Annotated in this window: 12 protein-coding genes and 1 pseudogene; 8 read left to right on the top strand and 5 right to left on the bottom strand. The window is 70.7% G+C overall.

Going from position 1 to position 11,361, the window contains the following annotated elements; genetic code table 11:
• Positions 1 to 114: 114 nt before the first annotated feature.
• Positions 115 to 1,152, top strand: a pseudogene (locus QMK24_RS15685) (aminotransferase-like domain-containing protein); the annotation flags it as partial.
• Here QMK24_RS15685 and QMK24_RS15680 read toward each other — a convergent pair.
• Positions 1,136 to 1,522 carry a VOC family protein gene (locus QMK24_RS15680; protein ID WP_283466532.1) on the bottom strand — a complete coding sequence of 129 codons (387 nt, stop codon included), beginning with the start codon at positions 1,520 to 1,522 and terminating at the stop codon, positions 1,136 to 1,138. The pseudogene QMK24_RS15685 and the gene QMK24_RS15680 sit on opposite strands and share 17 nt — an antisense overlap.
• Before the next feature lie 63 nt (positions 1,523 to 1,585).
• On the opposite strand from QMK24_RS15680, the gene QMK24_RS15675 reads away from it, so the two are divergent.
• On the top strand, positions 1,586 to 2,131 hold the full coding sequence (locus QMK24_RS15675) for a GNAT family N-acetyltransferase (protein WP_283466530.1): 546 nt from the start codon (positions 1,586 to 1,588) through the stop codon (positions 2,129 to 2,131).
• 42 nt (positions 2,132 to 2,173) lie between these two features.
• Here the strand turns inward: QMK24_RS15675 and QMK24_RS15670 are convergent, their stop codons facing one another.
• The 4 genes from QMK24_RS15670 to QMK24_RS15655 all read right to left on the bottom strand — a co-directional run bounded on the left by QMK24_RS15670 (position 2,174) and on the right by QMK24_RS15655 (position 5,561).
• Positions 2,174 to 2,938, bottom strand: a complete 765-nt coding sequence (locus QMK24_RS15670) for an amino acid ABC transporter ATP-binding protein (RefSeq protein WP_283466528.1) — start codon at positions 2,936 to 2,938, stop codon at positions 2,174 to 2,176.
• A complete protein-coding gene (locus QMK24_RS15665; protein ID WP_283466526.1) occupies positions 2,935 to 3,807 on the bottom strand; it encodes an amino acid ABC transporter permease in 873 nt (290 codons plus the stop codon). The genes QMK24_RS15670 and QMK24_RS15665 overlap by 4 nt, the downstream gene beginning before the upstream one ends.
• On the bottom strand, positions 3,804 to 4,697 hold the full coding sequence (locus QMK24_RS15660; protein ID WP_283466524.1) for an ABC transporter substrate-binding protein: 894 nt from the start codon (positions 4,695 to 4,697) through the stop codon (positions 3,804 to 3,806). The genes QMK24_RS15665 and QMK24_RS15660 overlap by 4 nt, the downstream gene beginning before the upstream one ends.
• Before the next feature lie 168 nt (positions 4,698 to 4,865).
• Entirely contained in the window at positions 4,866 to 5,561 is a 696-nt protein-coding gene (locus tag QMK24_RS15655; RefSeq protein ID WP_283466523.1) for a glycerophosphodiester phosphodiesterase, read from the bottom strand.
• 504 nt (positions 5,562 to 6,065) lie between these two features.
• On the opposite strand from QMK24_RS15655, the gene QMK24_RS15650 reads away from it, so the two are divergent.
• From QMK24_RS15650 to QMK24_RS15625, 6 genes are all read left to right on the top strand, one after another.
• Positions 6,066 to 7,463: a DUF6421 family protein gene (locus tag QMK24_RS15650; RefSeq protein WP_283466522.1), complete on the top strand. Its 1,398-nt coding sequence runs from the start codon at positions 6,066 to 6,068 to the stop codon at positions 7,461 to 7,463.
• 23 nt (positions 7,464 to 7,486) lie between these two features.
• Positions 7,487 to 8,248 (top strand): SDR family NAD(P)-dependent oxidoreductase, encoded by a 762-nt coding sequence (locus tag QMK24_RS15645; protein WP_283466520.1) that lies wholly within the window; start codon positions 7,487 to 7,489, stop codon positions 8,246 to 8,248.
• Complete coding sequence (locus QMK24_RS15640) at positions 8,227 to 9,321, top strand: threonine aldolase family protein (protein ID WP_283466517.1); 1,095 nt, start codon at positions 8,227 to 8,229, stop codon at positions 9,319 to 9,321. Before QMK24_RS15645 ends, QMK24_RS15640 begins: the two co-directional genes overlap by 22 nt.
• A 131-nt stretch (positions 9,322 to 9,452) precedes the next feature.
• Positions 9,453 to 9,848 carry an STAS domain-containing protein gene (locus tag QMK24_RS15635; protein WP_283466516.1) on the top strand — a complete coding sequence of 132 codons (396 nt, stop codon included), beginning with the start codon at positions 9,453 to 9,455 and terminating at the stop codon, positions 9,846 to 9,848.
• 75 nt (positions 9,849 to 9,923) lie between these two features.
• A complete protein-coding gene (locus QMK24_RS15630; RefSeq protein WP_283466515.1) occupies positions 9,924 to 10,523 on the top strand; it encodes a transglutaminase-like domain-containing protein in 600 nt (199 codons plus the stop codon).
• Between the two features lie 70 nt (positions 10,524 to 10,593).
• A complete protein-coding gene (locus QMK24_RS15625) occupies positions 10,594 to 11,307 on the top strand; it encodes a B3/B4 domain-containing protein (protein ID WP_283466513.1) in 714 nt (237 codons plus the stop codon).
• Positions 11,308 to 11,361: the final 54 nt, after the last annotated feature.

Below are 11,361 nucleotides of genomic sequence, written 5' to 3'. Positions count from 1 at the left end.
TCGCAACCCGGTACGACAAGACCCCGGAAAGCTACCTCGCCGGCGTCCACCTCCGCGCCTCGATGATCTGGATCAAAGACCTCACCCGGACTGCCAATTGATCACAACCAAATACGCGCCCTAGGCGCGGCTCTGGCGCGTGCGGCCCGCCGGCCGGGGGCCTGGGACCGGCCCCCGGTGGAGGGGCTGACCGCGCTGCGGACCTGGTTCGCCCGCGAGGCGGGCGTCGGGCCGGCCCAAGTGCTGATCACGGCGGGCGGGCAGGCCGCGCTCACCACCGCGCTGCGGGCACTCGCCCCGCCCGGTTCCGCGCTGCTCGTCGAGTCGCCGACCTACCCAGGGGTGCTCGCCGTGGCCCGCGCGGCCGGCCTGCGGCCGGTACCGGTGCCGACCGACGCCGACGGCGTACGCCCGGAACTGCTCGCCGACGCCTTCGGAGCCACGGGGGCGCGGGTGTTCTTCTGCCAGCCGCTCTTCCAGAACCCGACCGGCGCCGTCCTCGCCCCGGGGCGGCGCGCGCAGGTGACCGAGATCGCCCGCGCGGCCGGGGCGTTCGTCATCGAGGACGACTTCGCCCGGCGGCTGGGCCACGGCGGTCCGCTGCCCGCGCCGCTCGTCGCCGATGATCCGTACGGCACGGTCGTGCACGTCACCTCGCTGACCAAGCCCACCTCGCCCAGCCTGCGGGTCGGCGCGCTCATCGCCCGCGGCCCGGTCGTGGAACGCCTGCGCGCCATCCAGGTCGTCGACAGCTTCTTCGTCCCGCGCCCCCTCCAGGAAGCGACCCTGGAACTCGTCGGCGCGCCCGCCTGGCCGCGCCATCTGCGGGCCGTCGCGACGGGTCTTCGGGAGCGGCGCGACGCCATGCTGGCCGCCCTGCGGCGCGAGCTGCCGGACCTCGTTCCCGACCGGATCCCCGCCGGCGGCTATCAGTTGTGGCTGCGGCTGCCCGACGGCACGGACGAGACGGCGCTGGGCACCGCCGCCCTGCGCGCCTCGGTCGCCGTCGCGGCCGGACGCGCCTATTTCGCGGCCGAGGCCCCGGCACCGTACATCCGCGTCAGCTTCGCCGACACCAGCGGCACCGAGGAGATCGACGAGGGCATCAGGCGGCTCGCGACCGCCTGTGCCGAGGTCAGGGCCGGTATCTGATCGGATGGTCCGCCGGCACCTCCACCACGACGATCTCCAGCCCGTCGGGATCCACGATCCACATCTCGACCAGCCCCCACGGCTCCTTCACGGGCGGCCGGAGCACCGTGACGCCGCGGCCCGCCAGCTCCGTGTGCGCCGCCGCGATGTCCGGGACCTGCAGCCAGATGCGGAGCGCCGAGCTCATCGGCGCCCCGGAGCGCCCGGAGACCTCCAGATAGCCGCCGCCGAGGAAGAACACGGTGCCGCGCTCCGGTCCCGTGCCGAACTCCCGGTAGACCGCCAGCCCGAGATCATCCCGGTAGAAGGCCCGGGAGCGCTCCAGGTCGGTCGGCTGCAACAGGATCCGGCTGCTCACCACATTCACCATGAGGTGAAGCTACCCAGCCCCGGCCACGGCGCACGGGAAGGCACCCCGGGTAGCCTCGGCCCCATGGACACCAGCGAGCGCACCGCGCAGCCGATCTTCCGCACCGCCACGGCGGCCGACGTTCCCGCCCTCGTCGCCCTCATCGAGTCCGCGTACCGGGGCGACGCGAGCCGGGCCGGCTGGACGACGGAGGCGGACATCCTTGAGGGGCGGCGTACGGATCCCGAAGGAGTCGTCGCGGTCATCGAGGGCGCGGACAGCCGGCTCGTCGCGGTGGAGCGCGCGGGCGAGCTGATCGCGTGCTGCCAGCTCGAACGCCGCGGGGACAACGCGTACTTCGGGATGTTCGCCGTCCGCCCCCAGGCGCAGGGCGGCGGCCTCGGCAAGACGGTCCTCGCGGAGGCCGAGCGCTTCGCGGCCGGCGAGTGGAACGCGTCCGAGATGCACATGACAGTGATCACGGCACGTGATGACCTCATCGCCTGGTACGAGCGCCGCGGCTACGTCCGTACCGGCGAGAAGCACCCCTTCCCCTACGGGGACGAGCGGTTCGGGCTGCCGCAGCGCGACGACCTGGAGTTCGAGCTGCTGGTGAAGAAGCTCGGCTGAAGAAGCTCAGCGGCGACCGGAACCGCTGAGAGCCGAGCGGCGCTAGAGCCGTCCGGCCTCCACGAAGCGCCGCAGGAACCGCTGGGTGCGCTCCTGTGCCGGCGCGCCGAACACCTCCTTGGGCGTCCCGCGCTCCAGCACCACCCCGCCGTCGAGGAAGCACACCTGATCGGCGACCTCGCGGGCGAAGCCCATCTCATGGGTGGCGATGACCATCGTCATGCCCTGTTCCTTGAGATCGCGGACGACGCCCAGCACCTCGCCGACCAGCTCCGGGTCGAGCGCCGCGGTGATCTCGTCGAGCAGCAGCAGCCGCGGCTGTCCCGCCAGTGCCCGGACGATCGCGACGCGCTGCTGCTGGCCGCCGCTGAGCCGGTCGGGGTACTCCCCGGCCTTGTCGCCGAGGCCGAGCCGGCCGAGCAGTTCGCGGGCCCGCTCCTGCGCCTCGGCCCGCGCGACCTTGTGCACCCGGCGGGGCGCCAGGGTGATGTTGTCGAGCACGGTCATGTGCGGGAACAGGTTGTACGCCTGGAAGACGACACCGATGCGGCGGCGCACCGCGTCCGGGTCGACGCGCGGATCGGTGATGTCCTCACCGTCCAGCAGGATCGCCCCGTCGTCGATCTCCTCCAGCAGGTTGGCGCAGCGCAGCAGCGTGGACTTTCCGGAGCCGGAGGCGCCGATGAGCGCGGTGACGGTGTGCGGGGGGACGACGAGGTCGACGTCGCGGAGCACGACCGAGGAGCCGAACGTCTTGCGTACGGAGTCCAGCCGCAGCACCGGTGTCGTGGCCGTGCCGGCACTCATACGGTTCCTCCCTGGGACTGGCGGCGGTTCATCCGGGCGGTGATCCAGTCGGTGAAGCGCGTCATCGGGATGGTGAGCGCGACGAAGATCAGGCCGGCCACGACGTACGAGGTGTAGTTGAAGGTCTTGCCCGCGAAGATCTGCGCCGCGTACACCGCGTCGACCGCGCCGGCGATCGACACCAGGCCGGTGTCCTTCTGCAGCGAGACCAGGTCGTTGAGCAGCGGGGGCACCACCCGCCGGACGGCCTGCGGCAGCACCACGTGCCGCATGGTCTGCGCGCTGCTCAGCCCCAGGGAACGGGCGGCGGCGCGCTGGCTGGGATGGACGGTCTCGATGCCGGCCCGGAACACCTCGGCGACATACGCGGAGTAGGTGAGGACCAGCGCCACCCCGCCCAGCACCACCGGATCGGAGGTGACGCCCTGCAGTCGCAGCGCGGGGACGCCGAAGACCACGCCGAGCAGGCAGATGATCAGCGGCAGGCCGCGGAAGAAGTCGACATAGGCGGTGGCGAGCGCGCGCAGCGGGAAGAACACGGGACCGCGCAGAGTGCGGGTGATGGCGAGCAGCAGTCCGATGACGAGAACGACCGCGCCGCACACCACCATCAGCTGGAGGTTCAGCCAGAGCCCGTCGAGGATCTTCGGCAGCGACTGGCGCGCGTAGTGCGCGTTGAAGAACGTCTCGCGGGTGCGCGGCCAGCCGGGGGAGCCGACGATGAGCCCGATGAGCAGTGCGGCGGTGGCCAGCGAGCTAACGGTGGCGATGGTCACCGCGCGGCGGGTGCGGGTGCGCCGGAAGCGCTCCCGTTCGATCCGCCGCGCGGACGGCCGGTAGGTGTCCGGCCGGGCGTCCTCCAGGGTCACTTCAGCACCGGCGCGTCGACGGCCTCGGACAGCCACTTCTTCTCCAGCCCGGCCAGCGTGCCGTCCTTGCGCAGGGCGTCGACAGCCTTGCTGACGCACGGCGTGAGCTTGCTGCCCTTGTCCAGGACCAGGCCGAACTGCTCCTGCTTGGCGCCGCCGGTCTCGAACTGGCCGACGACCTTGGCCTCGGGCACCTCGGCGCCGGTGATGTAGAACGCGGTGGGCAGGTCGACGATGATGCCGTCCACCTGGCCGTTCTTCAGGGCGCTCTTGGCGAGGTCGTTCTTCTGGTAGACGGCGGGCGGCTGGGTGGGCTTGATGACGTCGTTCAGCACGTCGAGGCTGGTGGTGCCGACCTGGGCGCCGAGCTTGGCGTTCTTCAGGTCCGCGATGGTCTTCGCGTTCGCGATCTTCGAGGTCTTGAGCGCGATGACGGCCTGGCGTACGTCGTAGTAGCCGGACGAGAAGTCGACGGCCTTCTTGCGGTCGTCGTTGATGGAGACCTGGTTGATGTCGAAGTCGAAGCTCTTCACGCCGGGGGCGAAGGCGTTGTTGAAGGCCACGGTCTGCCAGACGACATCGGCGGGGGCGTATCCGAGCTGCTTGGCGACGGCGTAGGTGACGGCCGATTCGAAGCCCTTGCCGTTGGCGGGCTTGTCGTCGGAGAACCAGGGGTCGTACGCGGGGGTGTCCGTGCCCACGGTCAGCCGGCCCGCCGTGCGGGTGGCCAGGCCGGCGGGGGCGCAGCTCGCGGCGGACGTCCCCGACGGGGACGCGGTGCTGCCCGTGGAGGTGTTCTCCTGGGGGGCGCAGCCGGCGGCGGCGAGGGTGAGCAGGGCGGCCGCGGCGATGGCGGCGAGGCGCGGGGACAGCAGATTCGCGGAACGCATGGCCGGACATTGGCACCGGCCGGGGGAATCTGTCCAGGCCCGGGGCGTATACGTCCGAATGCCGGACGTTTGTGGCCGGAGTGTTGCCGCCGGTTGTCCCGACCAGGCCTGGTGAAGGAAGCAACCGGGCCTGCGCCCCGCTTCGCGGCCGGCCCTGCCGGCCTCTTCTCAGGCCCGCCCGGCGAGCTCGGGCATCGTCCGCCCGTCGATCGAGGGCAGGTCCGTCACGATGCCGTCCAGTTCGAACGCGCGCGCAAGGGCCAGTTCCTGCGGGGTGTTGACGGTCCACGCGATCACGTCGATGCCCGCGGCCCGGCACTGTCGCACCACGCCGAGGCTGATCCGCGGCAGTTCCAGGCTCACCATCCGGGCCCCCACCGCCCGTGCGCGGGAGACCAGGTGCCGGCCCGGGTCGTCGGCGACCAGCACTCTGTGTGACTCCGGCAGCAGCTGGTGGATCTCGCGGAGCGCCTCGTCATGGAAGGACAGCACGCTCACCCGGCCCACCGCGGCCCGCTCGCGCAGTACCCGCGCGAGCACCCGCGCGGCGGCCACGTCCTTGATCTCGGCCTGGACCGGGCGGGTCACCGCGTCCAGTACCTCTTCGAAGACCGGCACACGTTCGCCCAGGCCCGCGTCCAGTTCCCGCAGTTCGTCCAGGGTGAGGTCGCCGATGCGGCCGCTGCCGTCCGTGGTGCGGTCGACCTCGGCGTCGTGCATGACGACGAGCGCGCCGTCCTTGCTCAGATGCAGGTCAAGCTCGATCTGGTCCAGTCCCTCGCGCTCGGCGCGAGCGAAGGAGCGCAGGGTGTTCTCGGGCTCCACGCCCATGACGCCCCGATGGCCGACGGTGAGGAAGCTCATGGACGCCACCTTAGCGACGGGCGGTGACAGCGGGTGGAACGTGGTGTGACGGCACGGAGTGCGGGGAGCGGACACCGGCCGTGCCGAGGACGAATCCGGTGATCAGGGCGGCGACGAGGACAGCGCGGGTGCTCGCGACCCTCTCTCCTACCGCCGCCGGACGCCCGCCGGACGGCTCCGTCACTCGTGCGAGGGCGGGCCGTCCGCCAAGGTGCCGTCCATGCCGCCGCACGGCCGGCCGGCGAAGCGATCGCGCGGGCCGGGAAGCTGAGCGAGACTGAAGCGAGGCTGTTTTGGAGCAATTCGGCTGAATTGTTCGCACGCTCTGCACCGGCATGACGCAACTAACAAAAGTCATCGTGAAAATGGCGCATGGCAGGAAAATGACCGGTCTCATCGGGGGTCGAGCAGGATAATCTGCTCCGACCCCCCTTGAGCGGAGGAAGCCCGTATGGATACGCTTCCTTAGCGGATCAAGCGAGTTTCTTCTGTGAAGGAGGGGTCATGAGTGAAAATCTTTCAGCTGTAGTGGCTGACGGGACCGGGATATCCGGCGACAGCATCGCCTCACATCCGGCGTGGGTCGTACTGAAGCAAGCCGTGGAAGCCATCAGGCCCTGGCAGCAGAAGGACGGCTCGATCGACTTCTCCGCCGAGGTCGTACCGCCCCTGGCCGAGGTGGAACGCACCCTGGAGAGCGTCGTCGAGGCGATCGAGCGGCTCTCCCCGCTGGTCCCGCACGACACCGCCTACCACCAGGCGCTCGTCGCGGACCTGCGCCGCTGGGCCGACGGCGGCTTCGGCGTCCCGGACTTCCTTGACTCGCTGCTGGCCTTCCAGCCCGCCGCCGACCGGCGCGACGGCCTGCAGCACCTGGTCGTCTTCCCCATGTACACCCAGAACGGCAACCCGGACCGGAACCTGGAAGCCGTCGCGCTGCGCGTCGTCTGGCCGGACTGGCTCGCCGAACTGGAGCGCACCCGCTACGACAACCCGCTGTTCGTGCCGATCACCTTCCAGGACTTCACCCCCGGCTACGACACGAACTCCGCCGTGCTGTTCCCGGAGACCGTGGCCGTCCGCAAGGCGCCCGAGCGCTGGACCTGGGGCGGCATCTTCTGTGACCGCGAGGCCGCCCGCTTCCGGGCCGTGACCGCCGCCGCCGTGGACACCCTCGGCGTGGAACTGCCCGGGGACGCCGCCCGGCTCATCGCGGACCAGGAGCTCTCCCAGCAGACGTTCGTGCTGTGGGACATGATCCACGACCGCACCCACAGCCACGGCGACCTGCCGTTCGACCCCTTCATGATCAAGCAGCGGGCGCCGTTCTGGATGTACGGCCTCGAAGAGCTGCGCTGCGACCTGACGACGTTCAAGGAGGCCGTGAAGCTGCAGGCCGAGGGCCACCCGATGGGCCTGGGCGTGCAGTACGCGATCCTCTTCGACCGGCTGTTCCGCTTCCCCGTCACCGGCGAGCGGGTCCGCAACTACGACGGCCTGGGCGGCCAGCTGCTCTTCTCCTACCTGCACAAGCACGACGCCGTACGCTGGACGGACAACACGCTGCACATCGACTGGGAGCTGGCCCCCCAGGTCACCAACCAGCTGTGTGCCGAGATCGAGAAGCTGTACCGCGACGGCATCGACCGGCCCAAGCTCGTGCACTGGTTCGCCGCCTACGACCTGGTCGCGACCTATCTCTCGCCCCACCCCGGATCGGTATGGGCCAAGGGCCCGGACGCCCTCGACCTCTCGCTGCCGCCGCGCAAGCTCGTGGACGAAGTTCTCGTCGACGAGTTCCCGCTGAGCATGTTCTATGAGGCACTCGCGAAGAAGCTGCGCGATGTGATCGCCTCCACCAAGGGGATCACCGGCCACGGCGCCGTCAGGACGGCGGCGTGAGCGCCTCGGCCGAGGAGGCGAAGATGACGAACGGGACCGATACCCAGGGGTCGCTCCAAGGAGCGGTCATAGCGGTGGCGGGGGCCGGCGGACCGGCCGGCCGCGCCACCCTCCAGCGGCTCGCGAAGGCCGGCGCGCATGTCATCGCCGCCGACGCGAACCCCGAACGGCTCGCACAGGCCGTGGACCAGGCCCGTTACGACGCGGGCGGCGCGGACATCACCGGCGACATCGTGGACCTGCTGGATCCCGCAGCGACCCGCGAATGGGCCGAGCGGATCGAGAAGGACCACGGTCCGGTCGACGGCCTGGTGCACCTGGTCGGCGGCTGGCGCGGTTCTGCGTCCTTCATCGAGACCGATCTGGCCGACTGGGACTTCCTGCACAATCTGCTGGTCCGCACCGTCCAGCACACCTCGCTGGCCTTCCACGACCCGCTGTTGCGCAGCACCCGCGGCCGCTATGTGCTGATCAGCGCCGCCGGCGCGAGCAGCCCCACCTCCGGCAACGCCGCCTATGCCGCGTCCAAGGCCGCGGCCGAGGCATGGACGCTCGCCATGGGCGACTCCTTCCGCAAGCTGGCGGGCGCGGACCCGCTGACCGCGGCGGCCACCGTCGTCGTCATCAAGGCGCTGGTGCACGATGAGATGCGGGCACAGCGCCCGAACGCGAAATTCGCCGGTTTCACCGATGTGACGGACCTCGCCGAGGCCATCGCCGACATCTGGAACCGGCCCGCCGAGGAAGTGAACGGAACCCGACTGTGGCTGACGCCCCAACCGTGACCGAGCAGCTCGCCACCGACGCCGTCCGGCGCCACGACCCGGACGTACGCGGCTTCGCCAGCGACAACTACGCCGGCGTGCACCCCGAGGTGCTGACCGCTCTCGCCCTCGCCAACGGCGGCCATCAGGTCGCATACGGCGAGGACGACTACACCGCCCATCTGCAGGACATCTTCCGCGGCCACTTCGGCCCGCGCGCTGAGGTCTTCCCGGTCTTCAACGGCACCGGCGCCAATGTCACGGCGCTGCAGTCCGTCACCGAGCGCTGGGGCGCTGTCATCTGCGCGGCGTCCGCACACATCAACGTGGACGAGTGCGGCGCTCCGGAGCGCGTCGGCGGCCTCAAGCTGCTGGCCGTCCCGACGCCCGACGGCAAGCTCACCCCCGAGCTGATCGACCGCGAGGCGTACGGCTTCGACGACGAGCACCGGGCCCAGCCCCAGGTCGTCTCGATCACCCAGACGACCGAGCTGGGCACCTGCTACACCCCCGACGAGATCCGGGCGATCTGCGACCACGCCCATCAGCACGGCATGGCCGTCCACCTGGACGGTGCGCGGATCTCCAATGCCGCCGCCACCCTCGGTGTGCCGCTCGCCGCGTTCACCACCGACGCCGGGGTCGACATCCTCTCCTTCGGCGGCACCAAGAACGGCCTGCTGATGGGGGAGTGCATCGTCGTGCTCAGCCCCGAGCGGGTGCGCGCCATGAAGTATCTGCGCAAGCTGTCCATGCAGCTCGCCTCCAAGATGCGCTTCGTGTCGGTGCAGTTCGAGGCGCTGCTCGCCGGTGATCTGTGGTTGCGGGGCGCGCGCCACGCCAATGCGATGGCGCGTCGGCTGGAAGCAGCCGTCCAGTGCGTCGACGGCGTGACGATCGTCCGTCCCGTCCAGGCCAACGCCGTCTTCGCGATCCTGCCGCGCGAGGTCAGCGAGCGGCTGCAGAAGCACTACCGCTTCTATTTCTGGAACGAAGGCACGGGCGAGGTGCGCTGGATGTGCTCCTTCGACACGACGGAGGACGACGTCGACTCGTTCGCGGCGGCCATCACCGCGGAGATGGCCGGACGGTAGGCCGGCGCCAGGCCCGGAACCAGCCAACTTCCGCTGCTGTCACAACCGTTGACTTCATTGCACACCGGCGGGTATGACACGTACACATGCGCATCGGCGCACGCCTCATCACCGGGAGTGGGGGGCCTGCTATGTACGACGATCAGCCCGCCTTCGGCGCCAGCCGGCGATCGGTGGCCGGGACCACCGTGGTCGAGCTGTCGGGAGAACTGGACCTCCTCGCTTCGGCGGGGCTGTCCCCCTATCTCGATGCGCTCGCCCGGGTGAGCCACTCCGACTTCATCATCGACCTGCGAGCCGTGACGTTCATCGACTGCAGCGGTCTGTCGCTGCTCTGCCGGTTCCGGATGCGCGCCCTGGAGAACGGGGGGCGCGTCCGGATCGTCAGCGCCGATCCGTCCTTCGCGCGGCTGTTGCGGCTCACCCGGCTGGCCCGGGTCTTCGAGGTCCATCCCGATCTGGCGTCCGCGCTCGCCCGGCATGCGGGTGAGGCCGGGCCTGGCGCCACGAACGGTGCGATCGCCTAGCCCGCAGCCTGCATGAATATGCGTCGTATCGTATTTAGATTGATCGACGGCGTGATCGTGCCTAGGCTCCTGTACATGGAACTCATCCAGGACGTACCCGGTCCAGCGGCCTATCTCGCCGTCGGCGACGCCATCGACCACGGGCATCCGCTGGTGCGCGAGACGGCGGACCGGCTGCGTGCCACCACCACCGGACCGTATGACTATGCCCGGACGGCCTTCGAGTTCGTCCGCGACACCATCCCCCACTCCCACGACGCCGATGACCCGCGGGTCACCTGGCGGGCCTCGGACGTTCTCGCCCAGCGCACCGGCATCTGCTACGCCAAGTCCCACGCGCTCACCGCGCTGCTGCGCGCCGAGGGCATCCCGGCCGGCCTGTGCTACCAGCGCCTGGCCGACGAGGACGGGGGGAATCCGGTGATCCACGGCCTGATCGCCGTCCTGCTCCCGGGGGAGTCGCGCTGGGCGCGCCAGGACCCGCGCGGCAACAAGCCGGGCGTGGACGCGCAATTCTCCACCGACGGGGAGCGGCTTGCCTGGCCGGTCCGCCCAGGGGCCGGGGAGACCGACTACCCGACGCTCTACGCGGCGCCGCCGCCATCCGTGCTGGAATCGCTCCAGCGGGCCACCGACCGCTCGCAGTTGTGGCGGCTGCTGCCCACCGCACTGTGAACGCCGTCCGCTCCCCGGTTCCGGTCCCGTCCCCGGTTCGGGTCCAAGGTCTCCGATCCCAAGGTCTCCCATGCCCGCACTGAACGCCGCACCGCCCCTGAAGATCACTGTCGCCCCGGAGGTGCACGACCTCGCGCCCGGTTTCGTCCCGCTCGTGGTGGAGGCCCGCGGCCTCACCAACGGGCCGAGCGACGAACGCAGCTCCGCGCTGCTGGACGACGCCGTACGCCGGCTCACCGGGCGGCTCGCCGGCCGCGCGCCGCACGAGGACCCGCACCTCATCGCCTGGCGGGAGGCGTACACCGCCTTCGGCGCCAAGCCGTCCCGTACCCGCAACTCCGCCGAGGCACTGGCCAGACGCGCCGTCGCGGACGGCGGCCTGCCGAGGATCAATCTCCTCGTCGACCTCTACAACGCCGTCAGCGTGGCCCATCTCCTCCCGGTCGGCGGGGAGGACACCGACCACATCCACGGCGGCATGCGGCTGGTGCGGGCGAACGGCGCCGAGACGTTCGAGACCGCGGCCGGCGGTGAGCCCGTCATCGAGCACCCCGAGCCCGGCGAGGTCGTCTGGCAGGACGACACGGGGGTCACCTGCCGCCGCTGGAACTGGCGTCAGGGCGTCCGCACCCGGCTGACCGGGGATTCCGTCAACGCCGTCTTCCTGCTCGAACGGCTCGCGCCGATGCCGCTCGACGCGCTGCACGCCGCCGGGAACGAACTCGCCGAGGGCCTGCGCCAGCTGTGCCCCGCCGCGAAGGTGACGGTCCGCGACGCCGGCTGACGACCCGATCCGCTCCCTACCGCACACCAGGTCATGAGGACGGCCGGGCGGCGC

It is taken from the genome of Streptomyces sp. PH10-H1, from assembly GCF_030063355.1.
GTDB lineage: Bacteria > Actinomycetota > Actinomycetes > Streptomycetales > Streptomycetaceae > Actinacidiphila.
The sequence above is the reverse complement of the archived record's forward strand: the minus strand, read 5'-3'. Positions and strand labels throughout refer to the sequence as shown.